The sequence below is a fragment of the Methylophilus flavus genome, from assembly GCF_042678905.1.
In the GTDB taxonomy this organism is placed as follows: Bacteria; Pseudomonadota; Gammaproteobacteria; order Burkholderiales; family Methylophilaceae; genus Methylophilus; species Methylophilus flavus.
In genome coordinates this window covers 972993-988996 of record NZ_JBHTLN010000001.1, presented here as the reverse complement: position 1 = coordinate 988996, position 16004 = coordinate 972993, and the positions used below count along the sequence as shown (strand labels likewise).

Below are 16004 nucleotides of genomic sequence, written 5' to 3'. Positions count from 1 at the left end.
GACGATGGATAGCATACAAACTGGCGCCGACCTGGCCCAGACCGAGAAGTTTGTAAATGACTTGCTGAAGCTGATGGTGACCAAAAAAGCTTCAGACTTGTTTATCACAGCCGGTTTTCCGCCGGCGATGAAGATAGACGGCAAACTGACGCCAGTGTCATCACAAACGCTCAACACCCAGCAAACCGCAGAAATAGCGCGCGCAGTGATGAATGACAAGCAGGCGCAGGAGTTTCAGACTACCCGTGAATGCAATTTCGCCATCAGTATGTCCACAGTGGGACGCTTCCGCGTCAACGCCTTTATTCAACGTAGCGCAACCGGGCTGGTGTTCCGCGTCATTAATACCAATATCCCGAAATTTGAGGATTTGAAACTACCGCCAGTGCTCAAAGACGTGATGATGGCCAAACGCGGCCTGGTGATCTTTGTCGGCGGCACCGGTTCGGGCAAGTCTACTTCCATGGCAGCGATGCTGGGTCATAGGAATGAAAACAGCTACGGCCATATTATTACCATTGAAGATCCGGTAGAGTTTATCCATGGCCACAAGAATTGTATTGTCACCCAGCGTGAAGTGGGCGTGGATACCGAAAACTGGCACGCGGCCTTGAAAAACACCCTGCGCCAGGCGCCGGACGTGATCATGATTGGCGAGATCCGTGACCGTGAAACCATGGATTACGCGATTGCCTTCTCGGAAACCGGGCACTTGTGCCTGGCGACCTTGCATGCCAACAGCACCAACCAGGCGCTGGACCGGATCATTAACTTTTTCCCGGAAGAGCGCCGTCAGCAATTACTGATGGATTTATCGCTCAATCTGCGCTGTATCGCATCACAACGCCTGATTCCCAAAGTGGATGGAAGTGGTCGCGTCGCTGCGGTAGAAGTGCTACTGCATTCGCCACTTATCTCGGATCTGATTTATAAAGGCGATGTACACGCGATCAAAGAGATCATGGCCAAATCTCGCGAACTGGGCATGCAAACGTTTGATCAGGCATTATTTGAGTTATATGAAGAAAGTAAGATCACTTATGACGATGCTTTGCGCAATGCTGATTCGGTAAATGATTTAAGGCTGAAGATTAAACTGAACAGCAAGCTTGTTAATCCGGAAAACCAGGACCAAAGCAGGATTTCTAACCTGGATATTTTATAAGGGCATTCTTAAGGCGCAGCCTTAAGCTGCGCTGATTAACAGGCCATCGCTCAAAAATGAGCAGTGGCCTGTTGTTTTCAAACGGCGTGAATACCTGGCTGGACGCCCAGTTGCAGCGTTTCCTGCTGGAACACCAGTTCGCCACTGGTGATGGTTGCCGAAACTTTGCCGGACAAAGACTGGTTCAGGAAAGGCGTATTCTTGCCTTGGCTGACCAGTACACGGCTATCGACACGCCATTCGACTTCAGGGTCGTAAACCACCACATCGGCAGTGGCGCCAACCTTCAAAGTACCGGCGGCGATGCCTAGAATGTTGGCAGGTGCTTGGGTGATTTTCAGCAATGCCTGCGCAGGAGTGAGTTTGGCTTGCGCTGCCCATTTCATGGTGAGTGGCAATAACAGTTCCAAAGCCGAAGCGCCGGGGTGCGACTCGGCAAATGGTAAGGCTTTGGCATCGTCATCCACCGGCGTGTGGTCGGAGCAAATCGCATCCAGCGTGCCATCAAGTAACCCGGCACGTAAGGCATCACGGTCGCGCTGCGTGCGTACCGGTGGTTTTAAATGCGCCATGCTGTCAAAAAAGCCGATATCCATTTCTGTCAGGTGCAGATGCTGGATGCTGACATCCGCAGTCAGGCTGACGCCGGATTGCTTGGCCTGGCGTATCAGTTCGACAGATTCAGCCGTGGAGACGCGGGCAATATGTAATTTGGCGCCTGTATTCTGGGCTATGCGCAGCATGGTTTGCAGGGCGATGCTTTCAGCTGCCACCGGTATGCCTTTCAGGCCTAACCTGGAAGCCACTTCCCCATCGTGAGCCACGCCATTTTTCGCCAGGTAAGGGTCTTCTGCGCGCATAAACAGGGTGTAGCCAAAGGTAGCGGAGTATTCAAACGCGCGCCATAGTACTTGGGTATCGACAATCGCTGTATCTGCTTGTGAAAAACCGACGCAGCCAGCAGAAGTCAGGGCAAACATTTCTGTCAGGAAGTGGCCTTCCAGCTGACGGGTGACTGCACCCAGCGGGTAGACATGAGCCAGCGCGTGTGACTTGGCTCTATGTTTGAGCATTTCAACCAGGCCAGGCTCATCCAGCACCGGATCGGTATCCGGCGGGCAGGCCAGGCTGGTGACACCACCAGCCATGGCCGCGCGCAGTTCGCTCAGCAGGGTGGCTTTATATTCGCTGCCGGGTTCGCGCAGGCGTGCGCACAAATCCACAAGGCCAGGCAGTACCCATTTGCCATTGGCATCCAGCGTCTGGTCGGCTTTAAAACCTGCCGGGGCATCACCTATGGCAACAATTTTATCTTCCCTGATATAAATGTCTTTGACTGCATCCAGCTGCTGGCTGGCGTCCAACACGCGACCTTGTTTGATGATTATATTCATGCGGCGTTGCCTCCCCCCAGAATCGCCATCACTGCCATGCGTACCGCGATGCCATAAGTGACTTGCGGCAGAATGACAGATTGTTTGCCATCCGCTACGCTGGAATCGATTTCAACGCCACGGTTCATCGGGCCAGGGTGCATCACTATCGCATCTGGTCTCGCCAGTGTCAGCCGCTCGGGTGTCAGGCCAAAGGTCTGGAAAAACTCTTGGGTACTTGGCAATAAGGCGCCTGACATGCGTTCGTTTTGCAGGCGCAGCATCATGATCACATCCACGTCTTTCAGGCCTTGCTCCATATTGTGATACACCTGTACGCCCAGTTTTTCAACCTCAGCGGGTAACAGCGTACGTGGTGCAATGACCCGGATTTCAGGCACACCCAGTGTGGCGAGTGCATGAATTTCACTACGGGCTACCCGCGAATGCAAGACATCACCCACAATCGCAACGCGCAGATTGTGCATCTCGGGTTTATATTTTCGGATGGTGAATACATCCAGCAAACCCTGGGTAGGATGCGCATGGCGGCCGTCGCCGGCGTTAATCACACTGATGTGCGGTGGCACATGCTGCGCAATAAAGTGTGCAGCGCCACTTTGTTGGTGGCGGACGACAAACATATCCGCATGCATGGCAATCAGGTTATTGACGGTGTCGAGTATGCTCTCGCCTTTGGATTGCGATGAGGTGCTGACATTCAGGTTCAGCACATCGGCAGACAGCCGTTTGGCGGCAATCTCAAAGGTAGTGCGTGTACGCGTGCTGTTTTCAAAAAACAGGTTGCAGACGGTTTTACCGCGCAGCAGCGGCACTTTCTTGATCTCGCGTTCAGCCACGCCGACAAAGTTTTCGGCGGCATCCAGGATGTCCGTCAGGATACGTTTGGGCAGGCCTTCGATACTGAGCAGGTGTTGTAGCTGCCCCTGCGCGTTCAGTTGCGGGTTATACATGTTAATTGGCTCCAGTATCTACAGGAGAGTTGTCGTCAGCTGGTTTGGTCTCTGTCACGGTAAGGTTCAGGCGTCCCTGGGTATTGATCGAAAGCTCGAACGCCTGATGGGGCTGGAGTGGAATATCGGCACCGACAATATCCGGGCGGATCGGTAACTGTGCACCACCGCGGTTTATCAGCGCGGCCAGTTCTATCAGGCCAGGGCGGCCATAATCAAATAATTCGTTAATCACGGCGCGTACCGTGCGGCCAGTGTAAAAAATATCGTCTATTAGAATGATATGCCTGTCATTCACATCGAATGGTATATGGCCAGGCTGGGCGACAGTTTTCATGCCGCGTCTGGCATAGTCATCCCTGTACATGGAAGCGCTGAGTTTGCCATGGGCAATGTCACGCCCGAGTTCTGTTTGCAGGCGTAGCAGTAATTTTTCCATCAGCCACACGCCGCCGGTATAAATGCCGACCAGTGCGGTATTGTCGTTGATGCGGGGTTTTAATTGGTCGTAAAGCTGATCCAGTAACTGTTCGGGGTCAGGCAGTATCATGAGAGTCCTGTGCTATGAACGTGAGTGATAGGTATCAAAGTAAGATTGTAATATAGTTTGTGCGGCAACCTGGTCCAAATGTTGTTTTTGCGCACGGCCGGTAATGCCTGCCTCGCGCAGTGACTGCGCGGCTTCGGCCGAGGTCAGGCGTTCATCTATCATCATCACCGGCAGGTTAAAACGGCCTTCCAGCCGCTGGGCGAATTTTTGTGCCAGGGCGGTCATGGCGTGGGCGTCGCCGTCCATGGTCATGGGCAGGCCGACAATCAGCAATGCCGGTTGCCATTCCTGCAACAGCGACGTTATCTGCTCAAACTTTGCGGTATTCTCTTCCGCGTCTATGGTTAGTAAAGGATGTGCCAGGCTAAGCAAGGTTTCGCCGACTGCCACGCCTATGCGCTTTTCACCAAAGTCGAACGCGAGTATGGTGCCGCTGATATCAGGGTAACGGCGTTCTCTAATAGGCAGATGGCTTTGATTCAGGGGTTGCTTGCCGTGCTTGAGCGCTTCAGGCATGCCCGGCCACCTCGGACAGGGTGGCATAATCCACCCCAAGTTGCTGCATGGCCCATAGCACTTTGTCATCGTTAGGCAGGGTGAAGATGAGTTTATGCAGATTTTCGCTGTCTTCCAGCGGTAAAGTGAGCCAGGCATTAGCCTGGATCTCATCCTCCAGCTGACCGGAAGACCAGCCGGTGTAACCGAGGGCGATAAACATATCCTGTGGCGCCTGGTCGCGGGCTGCTGCTTCCAGGATGTCCTTGGAAGACGTCATTGCCAGTCCTTCGGACAAACCCAGCGTGGTGTTGAATTCTGTGGCAGGTGTATGCAACACAAAACCGCGCTCGACCTGCACCGGTCCACCAAAATGCACCAGTCTATCCTGCTGATGCGGGGCGTCACAAGCCATATCCAGTTGCTCAAACAGGTCGCCAACATTGAGTTGCAGCGGATGGTTGAGGATCATGCCCATGGCGCCATCATCATCGTGGCTGCAAATCAGGATCACACTTTTGCTGAAATAGGGGTCTTGCATGGCTGGCATGGCGATGAGGATCTGGCCAGTGAGGTTTAGTCTTTCGCTGATCTCGGACAAAGGTAATTGTTCACTCATAAGGGTGGCGCTTCTTCTTCGCTGAGGTAACCGGTAATTTCAAGGCCGAAACCATCCATGCTTGGCATCTTGCGCGGTGCTGCCATCAGGCGCATTTTTTTCACGCCCAGGTTTAGCAAGATCTGTGAGCCGATGCCGTAATTCCGCAATTCCTGGTTGAGCGTGATTTTCTGGTCAGCCCGCAAAATGCGGTCGGTCAGTCCCAGGCCATCTTCATCATGGTTAATCAGCACAATCACTCCACACGGCGCATTGCTGATGGTACGCATGGCTTGTAACAGATTCCAGCTATGCGACTGATGGCTGCTATCCAGCAAATCAATCATAGACAAAGGCTCATGCACACGCACCAGGGTTTCTTCCGCAGTTTGCGGATCGCCTTTGACCAGCACCAGATGTGTTTCCTGTGCGATATTGTCACGGTAGGCGATCAGTTGCATGGGTCCGAAAGCCGTTTCAATCTTGCGTTCGGCACTGCGTTCAATCAGGGTTTCATGCGCTGCGCGGTAATGAATCAGGTCAGCAATGGTGCCGATGCGGATATCATGCTCGGCAGCCACCTGCATTAAATCCGGCAGGCGCGCCATTTCACCATCGTCTTTCAGGATCTCGCAGATGACGCTGGCAGGCTCGCAGCCCGCCAGTTGCGCCAGGTCACATCCCGCTTCCGTGTGTCCTGCGCGCACCAGTACGCCGCCATTCATGGCGCCGATCGGGAAAATATGACCCGGGCTGACAATGTCGCTGGCTTTGGCATTCTTGGCAATGGCTGCGCGGATAGTCGTGGCTCGATCAGCGGCTGAAATGCCGGTTGTCACGCCTTCTGCCGCCTCAATCGAAACAGTGAAGTTGGTGCCCAGTCGCGTACCGTTTTTGCGTGTCATCGGCGGCAGATTCAGCTGTCGGCAACGTTGTTCGGTCAGCGTCAGGCAAATCAGGCCCCGGCCATACTTGGCCATAAAGTTGATATGTTCTGCGGTGACGAATTCGGCAGCAATCACGAAGTCGCCTTCATTTTCCCTGTGCTCGTCATCCACCAGGATGACCATTTTTCCCGCACGGATATCGGCAATAATCGCTTCGATAGTACTGATCTGTGCCGACATTATTCCTGCTCCCAGGCTTGCATGCGCTCAACGTAACGCGCGATTAAATCAATTTCCAGATTCACTGCGTCTCCGGGTTTGGCAAACTGCATAACAGTATGTTGCATGGTGTGGGGAATCAGGTTGATGCTGGCTTCATCCTGGGTGATGGCGTTTACCGTCAAGCTTACTCCGTTCACACACAACGAGCCTTTTTGTGCGATATATTTGCTTAGTGCATGCGGTGCGCGCACTTTGAGCAGCCAGCATTCGCCGACGGGTTCTAAAGCCGTAATGGTACCTACGCCATCTACATGACCGGTGACAAGATGCCCGCCAAGACGGTCAGCCAGCCGCAAGGCTTTCTCCAGATTCACCGGCCCCGGTTTACCCAGCCCGGTGGTGACTTCCAGCGTAACTTTGGATGCCATGACCTCGAAAGTGTTGTGGTCCAGGCTGGTGACGGTCAGGCATACGCCATTGACGGCGATGCTATCACCCAGCTGTACATCTTGCAGGCCTAAATCGGAAGCTTCGATACGTAATGCGCAATCGTCGCCGTGCGTGACTACGTCGGCGATATGGCCGACGGTTTGAATAATCCCTGTGAACATGGTGTGATTTTATCAGTGCTGCATGCTAAAGTAATCACATTCCCGCAACATTTTTCATAATCCAATACTTTTTCATACTTGTCCGGGTGAGCATATGCGTTTAGATGATCTGGAAGACAGTCAGCATGTTGAAGACAGCCGTGGCAGTGGCCTGATCGGTGGCCGCAGTATCGGCATAGGCACGATTGCCATCGCACTGGTGGCGATGTATTTTGGCGTGGACCCCAATCTGGTTTTAAACCTGGCGCAACAAGCACAACCCGCTGCGCAAACTTCAGCGGCCCCTGCTGATAGCAATGACCCGAAAGTGAAGTTTGTCTCCAAAGTATTGTGGAGTACCGAGCAGGTCTGGCAAACCATATTCACCTCGGCAGGAAAGCAGTACAGCGCGCCTAACCTGGAAATTTTCGGTGGCGCCACGCAAACTGCCTGTGGGCAAGGCCAGGCAGCAATGGGGCCATTTTATTGCCCGGCTGACCAGAAGGTATATATCGACCTGAGCTTTTACCAGGAACTGCAGGAGCGTTTCAAGGCGCCTGGCGACTTTGCGCAGGCTTATGTGATTGCGCATGAAGTCGGCCACCACGTACAAAATCTGCTGGGGACTTCACAAAAAGTGCAGCAGGCCAGGCAGCAGGCTGGCTCGGAAGCTGATGCCAATGCTTACTCTGTCAAACTGGAATTGCAGGCTGACTGCTACGCTGGTGTGTGGGCGCATCATGCCAACCAGCAGTTCCGTATCCTGGAAGACGGCGATATTGAAGAAGCATTGCGCGCAGCGACCGCCATTGGCGATGACACCTTGCAAAAGCAGGCGCGCGGTTATGCCGTGCCTGACAGTTTTACCCATGGCAGTGCGGAGCAGCGCGTGCAATGGTTTAAAACCGGGCTGCAATCCGGCAGTGTCAACGACTGCAATACTTTCAAACATTCGGTATAGGTAGTATGGAATTTAAGGCATGACCCAACAAGGTAATTCTTCACCAGCATCTGCAAGTGATCATCCAGGCGACCAGCATTTAATTGAAACCACTGTTTCCAGCGAGATTCTGGCGCAAGGCAAAATGCTGACTGTGCGCTACGACGAAGCACGTTTACCTAATGGCACCATCAGTGGCCGTGAATATGTCACCCACCCAGGCGCTGTGGTCGTTGTTGCGCTGACCGAAGACGGCGGGGTGGTGCTGGAAAGGCAGTTTCGCTACCCCCTCAAGCAAGTATTTATAGAGTTACCCGCCGGTAAAATTGATCACGGAGAAGCTGTATTGCATACCGGGCAACGCGAATTGCTGGAAGAAACCGGTTACAGCGGCAATACATGGGTGAAGTTAGGCATCCAGCATCCGTGCATTGGCTATTCGAATGAGGTCATTCATATTTATCTGGCCACGGGCCTGACGCTGGGTGAGCATGCCAGAGATATAGATGAGGCGATGGATGTATTTGTGTGGCCATTTGCAAACGTGATGCAAGCGATTGAAAACGGCGACATTACGGATAGTAAAACCATGGGTGCCATGTTGCTGGCAGAGCGTTATTTGCGTCAGCATCCCGTTTCAGGATTTAGTGTTTAGAAAGTGTTGTGAATGAAAGTATTGCAGATAGGCTGTGGTGGATTGGGTACGTTGATTGCGCAAGAAACCCTCACGCATGGACATGATCTGACGATAGTCCGTCGTTCCAAACAGGGGGTGCCGGAAGGGGCGCAGGTATTGCACCTGGATGTGGTTGCCGATGGAGCGTTAGCCGAGCTTGCTGAATTGCAGCCTGAAATCCTGTTGTATTGCCTGGCGCCAGTAGAAGGGCAGTCTTACCAGCAAACCTATGTGCAGGGTTTGAAAAACGTGTTGGCACATATGTCTAAATCAGCGTTACGTCATGTATTTTTTATTTCCAGCACCGGCATTTACGGGGAACATCAGGGCGAGTTTGTTGATGACAGCACTGCCGTAGCCCCCGCAGATGTGGATGGGCAGGTGATGCTGGATGCCGAGCGCTTGCTGTATGAGCTACCTTGCGGACATTCTGCCCTGCGCCTGTCAGGCATTTATGGTCCGAAACGCTTATATTTGTTACGCGCGGTTCAGGATAAAGCCCGCTGGCCAAAACAGTCGCACTGGACTAACCGTATTCATGAGCTGGATGCAGCGCGTGCCGTCGTGCATCTGTATGAACTACTCGCCAATGACGTGGTTTTGCCAGCGCATTGCATCATCACCGATGGCGTGCCTGCTTTGCAGCACGAGGTATTGCAGTGGATGGCCAAGCAGTTGCAAGTGCCGTTACCGGAAACACCGCCTTTGCAGCCGCAATCAGGCAAGCGCATCACCAACCAGTTTTTGCCACAAAGCGGTTTCAAGTTAAAGTTTGCCGACTATCAGGCAGGCTATGCCGCAATATTGGCTGACAATCAATGATGGCCATCTCATTCATCCATGCAGGAAAAACCATGCAGGAAAAATTAGGTGCAAGCTTGAAAGCATTACTCATGACCGGGCTGCTATTAAGCAGTGCGCTGACCAGCGCTGATGATGGCGAAGGTTTTCCAGCCTGGGTTGCGGCATTAAAACAAGAGGCGCTGGCTTTACATATTGCGCCGCAAGCAGTTGACGTCACCCTCAGCCAGGTGACTTATCTGCCAAAAGTGATTGAACTGGACCGTAAACAACCTGAGTTTGTCACCAGTTTTTCAGCTTATGTGAACCGCCGCATCAACCAGCGTGTGGTCAACAAAGGCAAGCAGATGCTGCAGGACTATCAGGGCGTGCTGTATGTCGTCGAAGAGTTGTACCAGGTGCCCAAAGAAGTCTTGGTGGCATTCTGGGGACTGGAAACCAATTTTGGCGGCTTTATGGGGGATATTCCGCTGGCCTCTGCGCTGGCGACCTTATCTTATGAAGGGCGGCGTGCCGAATTTTTCAAACGCGAGTTGCTGAACCTGATGCGCGTGGTCGAGCGCGAGCACCGGTATGATAGCCCGGTCACCGGTTCCTGGGCAGGCGCTACCGGGCATATGCAGTTTATGCCGAGTACTTTGCTTAAGTATGGCGTCGATGCAGATGCCGACGGCAAAATTGATATTTGGGGTTCGTATCCGGATATATTCAGTTCAGCGGCCAACTATTTATCACAGGCGGGTTGGCAAGCGGACAAACCCATCAGTATGCTGGTGGCACTGCCGCCGGGATTCGATTATAGCCAGGCGCAGTTGCAGCTGTATAAACCAGTCAGTGAATGGGTGAGGCTGGGTGTGGTTGGCGTGCCTGACAGTGCACTGAGTTTGCCGCAAGCAGCGATTATCTTGCCACAAGGCTTTGATGGCCCTGCCTATATGGTGTTCCCGAATTTCGATGTGATCATGCAATGGAATCGCTCGGTGAATTATGCACTGAGCGTGAGCCTGCTGAGCCAGCAGTTACGACAGGATATATATACTCTGGCTATGCCGCCTGAACCGCCCGCCCTGAGTTACCAGCAAATGTGGACATTGCAGGAAGCACTGAACGCGAAAGGCTTTGATAGCGGTACACCGGATGGTTTTCCCGGTGGCAAAACGCAGGCCGCCATCCGCCGTTACCAGGCTACGCAACAACTACCGCAGGATGGCTATCCCGGCATAGCTATATTTAACCGTCTGACGGCAGAAACGATATATAACGCACCCATCGGTGAGTAGGTCAGCCGGGCAATAAATAGATCAGCAGGTTTAATTGATTAGCGGGTTTTAAACCAGCCGGTCACACTCAGTCGGGCTTGCTTGGCAGGTAACACGGTATGCCAGAATCTGTCCGATAAAAACAGTACCAGCCTGCCCCCTGTCGGTGAGATGTCGATATGAGCAGCCTCTGGCAAAGGTTGCGCAGTATGCTGGCCGGTATATAAACGTAATTCTCCGCCAGCTTCTTCCGGCCAGCCTTCATTTAAATAGATAATCAACGTGAGCGCTCTGCTGCCAGATACTGGACCTGGGCTATGCTGCTGGAATTGATCAATATGCGTGGCATAGCCAGAGGAACCGGCCGGGTAGATGGCAAAATGCGTTTCGACAGTATCCAGCCCCATCATTAAATTTCTATTCACCAACTGCTGCAATTTGCTTAATAACGCAAAGTATTTGCGCAGTGCCGGATGCGGATCACTTTCATCCAGCCAGGCGATCTGGTCGCCGCGCAAGGCCGGGTTGGTGATGGCAGATTTGCTGGTACCTGCCTGGTGCATGAAGCCCGCTTGCTGGCGTGTCAGCGCCAGGTCGCGCAGGGATGCGATTAAGTCAGCTGGAATAAACTGGTCAATCACGCAGTAATGCTGGCGAGTTAGAGCATCCAGTAACGGATCCGCCACCTCTTCAGGCAGCGGGGCAGGAGTAAAAGCAATGTGATTCATAGCGATATTATAGGCCCGATACCATTGCCTATCCGCATGCTTTCGGATAGAATGCGCAACCTTATTGATTTGCAGCATGACTGTGAATTTATAGTCGCGTAGCTCAGCTGGTTAGAGCACCACCTTGACATGGTGGGGGTCGATGGTTCGAGTCCATTCGCGACTACCAGATATTAAAAGCCACCTCAGACGAGGTGGCTTTTTTGTTTTTGGACTGGATTCGCATTTTCTACGCTTCAATCAACCAGCTTAATGACGCTTGACTGTCGCTTCAACTTTGGTGAGCCGTTCCGTTGCAGACTTTTCACGCGCTGTGCGATAATGTTCGTTTGGTCACGAAGCAGTGCCATGCGCTTGTTTTATTAGTGATTTTAACCTTTCGAGAGAGAATACATGCCTGTAATACGCTTGCCTGATGGGTCCACCCGAAGCTTTGAGAATTCGGTGACCGTGGCTGATGTTGCGATGAATATTGGTGCTGGGCTGGCAAAAGCCGCTTTGGCAGGCAAGGTCACGCATCCAGGACAAGAGGCTAAACTGGTGGATACCAGTTACCTGATCGAGCAGGACGTGGATCTCGCGATTATCACCGACAAAAATGAAGAGGGCCTGGAGGTGATCCGTCATTCCACCGCTCACTTATTGGCTTATGCGGTCAAAGAATTATTTCCTGATGCGCAGGTAACTATTGGTCCTGTGATTGAAAATGGCTTTTACTATGACTTTAGCTATAAGCGCCCGTTTACACCGGACGATTTGGTAGCGATTGAAAAGAAAATGGTTGAGCTGGCTAAAAAGGACGAAAAAGTTGAGCGCACCGTATTGCCGCGCGATGAAGCCGTAGCCTATTTCAAAAGTATCAACGAGCATTACAAAGCAGAAATCATTGCCAGCATCCCAAGTAATGAAGATGTTTCTTTATATGGCGAAGGTAACTTTACCGATTTGTGTCGCGGCCCGCACGTGCCGAATACCGGCAAATTAAAAGCATTTAAATTGATGAAACTGGCTGGCGCTTATTGGCGTGGTGATAGTAACAACGAGATGTTGCAGCGTGTCTATGGTACTGCCTGGCGTAATAAGGATGAGCTGGAAGCTTATCTGCATATGCTGGAAGAAGCCGAGAAGCGCGACCACCGTAAGTTGGGCAAGCAGCTTGATTTCTACCATATGCAGGAAGATGCGCCTGGTATGGTGTTCTGGCATCCGCGTGGCTGGGTGATCTGGCAAGAAGTCGAGCAATACATGCGTGCCAAATTCAAAGAGTACGACTACCAGGAAGTGCGTACGCCGACAGTGCTGGATAAGACCCTGTGGGAAAAATCCGGCCACTGGCAGAATTACCGCGACAATATGTTTGTGACGCAGTCGGAAAGCCGCGATTACGCAGTGAAGCCGATGAACTGTCCTGGTCATATCCAGATTTTCAACAGCAGCCTGCATAGCTATCGTGACCTGCCTTTGCGCCTGGCTGAATTCGGTTCCTGCCATCGTAACGAGCCTTCAGGTTCCCTGCATGGCCTGATGCGTGTACGTGGCTTTACCCAGGATGATGCGCATATTTTCTGTATGGAATCGCAAGTCGAAGCCGAAGTGGCCGACTTTATCAAGATGCTGTACGAGGTCTATAAAGACTTTGGTTTTGATGATGTGATCGTCAAGTTGTCTACCCGTCCTGAGAAGCGCGTAGGTACTGAAGAAGCCTGGGATATGGCGGAAACTGCATTGGCGAATGCGATTAAAGCAAATGGCCTGGAATTTGAATACCAGCCAGGCGAGGGTGCTTTCTATGGCCCGAAAATCGAGTTTACATTGAAAGACTCACTGGGCAGGATGTGGCAATGCGGTACCATCCAGCTTGACCCTAACCTGCCAGAGCGCCTGGGTGCGGAATATGTGGCAGAAGATAATTCGCGCCAGCGCCCGATTATGCTGCACCGTGCCATCGTCGGTTCCATGGAGCGTTTCCTTGGTATCCTGATTGAAAACTTTGCTGGCGCGATGCCGGCCTGGTTGGCGCCGGTACAGGTAATGGTCCTGAATATTTCTGATGGTCAAGCCGATTATGTGCGCCAAGTAGTTGAAAGTTTGAAGAAAAATGGCATCCGATGCGATTTTGACTTGAGAAATGAGAAGATTACCTATAAAATACGCGAACATAGTTTGCAGAAGTTGCCATACCTGATTGTGGTGGGCGACAAGGAAATGCAAAATGGTCAAGTGGCCGTACGTACCAGAAAAGGTGAAGATCTGGGTGTGATGACGGTAGACGCGTTTGTAGCGCGTGTGCAGCAAGACATCCAAAGCAAGGTCTGATTTTCTCAGGTGCTGTGCGGCTTTGTTTGTTTGTTTAGGGGATTGTTATAGCTCAAGATAAAGATACACGCATCAATGGCGATATTACTGCGCCACAAGTGCGTTTAGTTGGTGTAGATGGCGAACCGTTAGGTGTGATGACTCTCAGAGAGGCCTTTGCCAAAGCGGAAGAAGCTGATATTGATATTGTTGAAATTGCACCAAATGCCGCACCACCAGTGTGCCGTTTGATGGATTATGGCAAATTCAAATACGCCGAGAGCAAACGTCTGCATGAGCAAAAGCTGAAACAAAAACAGGTGCAAATTAAAGAGGTCAAATTCAGGCCAGGCACCGATGATGGCGATTACAACATCAAGTTAAGAAATATCATCCGCTTTTTGGGCGATGGTGATAAAGCAAAGATTACTTTGCGCTTCCGTGGGCGTGAGATTACACACCAGGAATTTGGTTTGGCACTGTTAAAACGTCTGGAAGCAGATTTGTCAGAGCATGCACTGGTTGAGCAATATCCTAAAATGGAAGGCCGCCAGATGGTGATGGTGCTTGCACCGGCAAAGAAAGCGATACCAGTCGTGAAAAAAGCAGATAAACCTGCTGAAAAAGAAACACCAGCCGCTGAATAAATTCAGCGCTAAAAGTTTAAAGCAATACATAAAGTTTTTTTGGAGTAATACGGCTAAATTGGCTGCCTAGTTACTCTCTATTCAACCTCTAAGGAGACCAAAATGCCAAAGATGAAAACAAAGAGCAGCGCCAAAAAGCGCTTCAAGTTCTTGGGTAACGGTAAAGTGAAGCGTACACACTCTCACTTGCGCCATATCCTGACCAAGAAAACCACCAAGCAAAAACGTAAACTGCGCGGTACTTCCATTATTTCTGCAACTGATGTCAAACGCGTTCGCGCAATGATGCCAACACAATAAGGAGACCGATATGCCTAGAGTAAAACGTGGCGTCATAGCCCGCGCAAGACACAAGAAAGTTTTAAAAGCAGCCAAAGGCTACCGTGGCCGTCGTAAGAACGTTTACCGCGTTGCCAAACAGGCGGTGATGAAGGCCGGTCAATACGCATACCGTGACCGTCGTCAGAAAAAACGCCAGTTCCGCACCCTGTGGATTGCGCGTATCAACGCTGCAGCGCGTGAAGCTGGTTTGACATATAGCCGTTTCATGAATGGCTTGAAAAAAGCTGCGGTTGAAGTAGACCGTAAAGTGCTGGCTGACCTGGCTGTATTTGATAAAGCTGCTTTCGCTAAATTCGTAGAATTGGCAAAATCAGGTTTAAGCGCCTAGTCTGACCTAACGAAAAAAGAGGCTGCGGCCTCTTTTTTTTATTCAATCGCTGTACAAAATAAAATTGCTAGAAAATATACCTATGGCCGATCTCAATCCCTTAATCGCAGAAGCACAGCAAGACTTTGCTAACTGTCATGATGTGCCTGCCCTGGAAAATGCCAAAGCCAAATATTTGGGTAAGTCTGGCGCATTGACCGAAGCCCTTAAAGGCTTGGGTAAACTTTCTGCGGAAGAGCGTCCGGCAGCAGGTGCTGCGATTAATGTGGTTAAACAAGCGGTTGAGCAGGCACTGAATGCACGCCGCGACAGCATTATGGCGGCAGAGCAAGCTAAGCAGCTGGCGAGTGAGAGCATAGATGTAACATTGCCGGCAAGAGCCCAGTCTGCAGGTGGTTTGCACCCTGTGACGCTGACGTTACGCCGGGTAGAAGAACTGTTTCATTCTATCGGTTTCAGCGTGGCCAATGGCCCTGAAATTGAAACCGATTTTTATAATTTCACCGCGCTGAATATTCCGGATAATCATCCGGCGCGTGCCATGCACGATACGTTTTACGTAGATAACGGCACTGACAGTATGGAACACGTGTTGCGTACGCACACTTCTCCAGTACAAGTGCATTACATGGAAAGCAACACGCCTCCGCTGAAGATTATTGCGCCTGGCCGTGTCTATCGTGTCGATTCAGATGCCACGCATTCCCCGATGTTCCACCAGGTGGAAGGTCTGTGGGTGGATGAGCAGATCAGCTTTGCTAACCTCAAAGGCGTGGTACAGGATTTCCTGCAAAAATTCTTTGAGCGCGATGACCTGACGGTGCGTTTCCGTCCGTCATTCTTCCCGTTTACCGAGCCTTCTGCCGAGATGGATATGAGCTGGAATGGTGGATGGCTGGAAATCGGTGGTTGCGGCATGGTGCACCCAGAAGTGCTCAAGCACGTGAATATCGATAGCGAAAAATATCGTGGTTTTGCCTTTGGCCTGGGCGTTGAGCGTCTGGCAATGTTGCGTTATGGCGTGAATGATTTGCGCCATTTCTTTAATAATGACCTGCGCTTTTTGCAGCAGTTTATTAAATAAGTAATAAGCGCCCGTTACTTTTAAACCTGAGGAAACATGAAATAAGTGAG

At 51.5% G+C, this 16004-nt stretch carries 18 protein-coding genes and 1 tRNA gene; 11 read left to right on the top strand and 8 right to left on the bottom strand.

Features of this window, described 5'->3' with window-relative positions; translation table 11 throughout:
• Window positions 1-4 precede the first annotated feature (4 nt).
• The gene (locus ACFQ2T_RS04655; protein WP_379031151.1) at window positions 5-1165 is read left to right on the top strand and encodes a PilT/PilU family type 4a pilus ATPase; all 1161 of its coding nucleotides are present in this window, start codon (window positions 5-7) and stop codon (window positions 1163-1165) included.
• A gap of 77 nt (window positions 1166-1242) precedes the next feature.
• Here ACFQ2T_RS04655 and ACFQ2T_RS04650 read toward each other — a convergent pair whose 3' ends face one another.
• The 7 genes from ACFQ2T_RS04650 to ACFQ2T_RS04620 are packed head-to-tail and all read right to left on the bottom strand — an operon-like array spanning window position 1243 to window position 6875.
• A complete protein-coding gene (locus ACFQ2T_RS04650) occupies window positions 1243-2559 on the bottom strand; it encodes a dihydroorotase (protein WP_379031148.1) in 1317 nt (438 codons plus the stop codon).
• Window positions 2556-3512, bottom strand: a complete 957-nt coding sequence (locus ACFQ2T_RS04645; protein WP_379031145.1) for an aspartate carbamoyltransferase catalytic subunit — start codon at window positions 3510-3512, stop codon at window positions 2556-2558. Before ACFQ2T_RS04645 ends, ACFQ2T_RS04650 begins: the two co-directional genes overlap by 4 nt.
• 1 nt (window position 3513) lies before the next feature.
• Window positions 3514-4062 (bottom strand): bifunctional pyr operon transcriptional regulator/uracil phosphoribosyltransferase PyrR, encoded by a 549-nt coding sequence (pyrR, locus tag ACFQ2T_RS04640; RefSeq protein WP_379031142.1) that lies wholly within the window; start codon window positions 4060-4062, stop codon window positions 3514-3516.
• A 12-nt stretch (window positions 4063-4074) separates the two neighbouring features.
• The gene (gene ruvX, locus ACFQ2T_RS04635) at window positions 4075-4578 is read right to left on the bottom strand and encodes a Holliday junction resolvase RuvX (protein ID WP_379031140.1); all 504 of its coding nucleotides are present in this window, start codon (window positions 4576-4578) and stop codon (window positions 4075-4077) included.
• Window positions 4571-5176 (bottom strand): YqgE/AlgH family protein, encoded by a 606-nt coding sequence (locus ACFQ2T_RS04630; protein WP_379031137.1) that lies wholly within the window; start codon window positions 5174-5176, stop codon window positions 4571-4573. Before ACFQ2T_RS04630 ends, ruvX begins: the two co-directional genes overlap by 8 nt.
• A complete protein-coding gene (ribBA, locus tag ACFQ2T_RS04625; RefSeq protein WP_379031134.1) occupies window positions 5173-6282 on the bottom strand; it encodes a bifunctional 3,4-dihydroxy-2-butanone-4-phosphate synthase/GTP cyclohydrolase II in 1110 nt (369 codons plus the stop codon). Before ribBA ends, ACFQ2T_RS04630 begins: the two co-directional genes overlap by 4 nt.
• Window positions 6282-6875, bottom strand: a complete 594-nt coding sequence (locus ACFQ2T_RS04620) for a riboflavin synthase (protein WP_379031131.1) — start codon at window positions 6873-6875, stop codon at window positions 6282-6284. The genes ribBA and ACFQ2T_RS04620 overlap by 1 nt, the downstream gene beginning before the upstream one ends.
• A 94-nt stretch (window positions 6876-6969) precedes the next feature.
• On the opposite strand from ACFQ2T_RS04620, the gene ypfJ reads away from it, so the two are divergent.
• From ypfJ to ACFQ2T_RS04600, 4 genes are read left to right on the top strand one after another with little or no spacing between them, the layout of a single operon-like run.
• The gene (gene ypfJ / locus ACFQ2T_RS04615) at window positions 6970-7815 is read left to right on the top strand and encodes a KPN_02809 family neutral zinc metallopeptidase (protein WP_379031129.1); all 846 of its coding nucleotides are present in this window, start codon (window positions 6970-6972) and stop codon (window positions 7813-7815) included.
• 19 nt (window positions 7816-7834) lie between these two features.
• The gene (locus tag ACFQ2T_RS04610) at window positions 7835-8449 is read left to right on the top strand and encodes an NUDIX domain-containing protein (protein ID WP_379031126.1); all 615 of its coding nucleotides are present in this window, start codon (window positions 7835-7837) and stop codon (window positions 8447-8449) included.
• A 12-nt stretch (window positions 8450-8461) separates the two neighbouring features.
• A complete protein-coding gene (locus ACFQ2T_RS04605) occupies window positions 8462-9292 on the top strand; it encodes an NAD-dependent epimerase/dehydratase family protein (RefSeq protein WP_379031124.1) in 831 nt (276 codons plus the stop codon).
• 32 nt (window positions 9293-9324) lie between these two features.
• Window positions 9325-10551 (top strand): lytic murein transglycosylase, encoded by a 1227-nt coding sequence (locus ACFQ2T_RS04600; protein ID WP_379031121.1) that lies wholly within the window; start codon window positions 9325-9327, stop codon window positions 10549-10551.
• A gap of 38 nt (window positions 10552-10589) precedes the next feature.
• Here ACFQ2T_RS04600 and ACFQ2T_RS04595 read toward each other — a convergent pair whose 3' ends face one another.
• Complete coding sequence (locus ACFQ2T_RS04595) at window positions 10590-11258, bottom strand: 2OG-Fe(II) oxygenase (protein ID WP_379031118.1); 669 nt, start codon at window positions 11256-11258, stop codon at window positions 10590-10592.
• Window positions 11259-11350: 92 nt separating this feature from the next.
• Between ACFQ2T_RS04595 and ACFQ2T_RS04590 the strand changes: the two genes are divergently transcribed.
• The 6 genes from ACFQ2T_RS04590 to pheS all read left to right on the top strand — a co-directional run bounded on the left by ACFQ2T_RS04590 (window position 11351) and on the right by pheS (window position 15954).
• Window positions 11351-11427 (top strand) — tRNA-Val (locus ACFQ2T_RS04590).
• Between the two features lie 224 nt (window positions 11428-11651).
• Entirely contained in the window at window positions 11652-13574 is a 1923-nt protein-coding gene (gene thrS / locus ACFQ2T_RS04585; protein ID WP_379031116.1) for a threonine--tRNA ligase, read from the top strand.
• A 41-nt stretch (window positions 13575-13615) separates the two neighbouring features.
• Window positions 13616-14200: a translation initiation factor IF-3 gene (infC, locus tag ACFQ2T_RS04580; RefSeq protein WP_449288954.1), complete on the top strand. Its 585-nt coding sequence runs from the start codon at window positions 13616-13618 to the stop codon at window positions 14198-14200.
• 102 nt (window positions 14201-14302) lie between these two features.
• The gene (gene rpmI, locus ACFQ2T_RS04575) at window positions 14303-14500 is read left to right on the top strand and encodes a 50S ribosomal protein L35 (protein ID WP_019881750.1); all 198 of its coding nucleotides are present in this window, start codon (window positions 14303-14305) and stop codon (window positions 14498-14500) included.
• A 10-nt stretch (window positions 14501-14510) separates the two neighbouring features.
• The gene (gene rplT, locus ACFQ2T_RS04570) at window positions 14511-14870 is read left to right on the top strand and encodes a 50S ribosomal protein L20 (RefSeq protein WP_379031113.1); all 360 of its coding nucleotides are present in this window, start codon (window positions 14511-14513) and stop codon (window positions 14868-14870) included.
• An 82-nt stretch (window positions 14871-14952) separates the two neighbouring features.
• Window positions 14953-15954: a phenylalanine--tRNA ligase subunit alpha gene (pheS, locus tag ACFQ2T_RS04565; protein ID WP_379031110.1), complete on the top strand. Its 1002-nt coding sequence runs from the start codon at window positions 14953-14955 to the stop codon at window positions 15952-15954.
• Window positions 15955-16004 lie beyond the last annotated feature (50 nt).

What these genes read in the sequence shown, in the direction of transcription:
- ACFQ2T_RS04655 (WP_379031151.1), top strand. Translation starts at nt 5, where the DNA reads ATGGATAGCATACAAACTGGCGCCGACCTGGCCCAGACCGAGAAGTTT.
- ACFQ2T_RS04650 (WP_379031148.1), bottom strand. Translation starts at nt 2,559, where the DNA reads ATGAATATAATCATCAAACAAGGTCGCGTGTTGGACGCCAGCCAGCAG.
- ACFQ2T_RS04645 (WP_379031145.1), bottom strand. Translation starts at nt 3,512, where the DNA reads ATGTATAACCCGCAACTGAACGCGCAGGGGCAGCTACAACACCTGCTC.
- pyrR (WP_379031142.1), bottom strand. Translation starts at nt 4,062, where the DNA reads ATGATACTGCCTGACCCCGAACAGTTACTGGATCAGCTTTACGACCAA.
- ruvX (WP_379031140.1), bottom strand. Translation starts at nt 4,578, where the DNA reads ATGCCTGAAGCGCTCAAGCACGGCAAGCAACCCCTGAATCAAAGCCAT.
- ACFQ2T_RS04630 (WP_379031137.1), bottom strand. Translation starts at nt 5,176, where the DNA reads ATGAGTGAACAATTACCTTTGTCCGAGATCAGCGAAAGACTAAACCTC.
- ribBA (WP_379031134.1), bottom strand. Translation starts at nt 6,282, where the DNA reads ATGTCGGCACAGATCAGTACTATCGAAGCGATTATTGCCGATATCCGT.
- ACFQ2T_RS04620 (WP_379031131.1), bottom strand. Translation starts at nt 6,875, where the DNA reads ATGTTCACAGGGATTATTCAAACCGTCGGCCATATCGCCGACGTAGTC.
- ypfJ (WP_379031129.1), top strand. Translation starts at nt 6,970, where the DNA reads ATGCGTTTAGATGATCTGGAAGACAGTCAGCATGTTGAAGACAGCCGT.
- ACFQ2T_RS04610 (WP_379031126.1), top strand. Translation starts at nt 7,835, where the DNA reads ATGACCCAACAAGGTAATTCTTCACCAGCATCTGCAAGTGATCATCCA.
- ACFQ2T_RS04605 (WP_379031124.1), top strand. Translation starts at nt 8,462, where the DNA reads ATGAAAGTATTGCAGATAGGCTGTGGTGGATTGGGTACGTTGATTGCG.
- ACFQ2T_RS04600 (WP_379031121.1), top strand. Translation starts at nt 9,325, where the DNA reads ATGCAGGAAAAATTAGGTGCAAGCTTGAAAGCATTACTCATGACCGGG.
- ACFQ2T_RS04595 (WP_379031118.1), bottom strand. Translation starts at nt 11,258, where the DNA reads ATGAATCACATTGCTTTTACTCCTGCCCCGCTGCCTGAAGAGGTGGCG.
- thrS (WP_379031116.1), top strand. Translation starts at nt 11,652, where the DNA reads ATGCCTGTAATACGCTTGCCTGATGGGTCCACCCGAAGCTTTGAGAAT.
- rpmI (WP_019881750.1), top strand. Translation starts at nt 14,303, where the DNA reads ATGCCAAAGATGAAAACAAAGAGCAGCGCCAAAAAGCGCTTCAAGTTC.
- rplT (WP_379031113.1), top strand. Translation starts at nt 14,511, where the DNA reads ATGCCTAGAGTAAAACGTGGCGTCATAGCCCGCGCAAGACACAAGAAA.
- pheS (WP_379031110.1), top strand. Translation starts at nt 14,953, where the DNA reads ATGGCCGATCTCAATCCCTTAATCGCAGAAGCACAGCAAGACTTTGCT.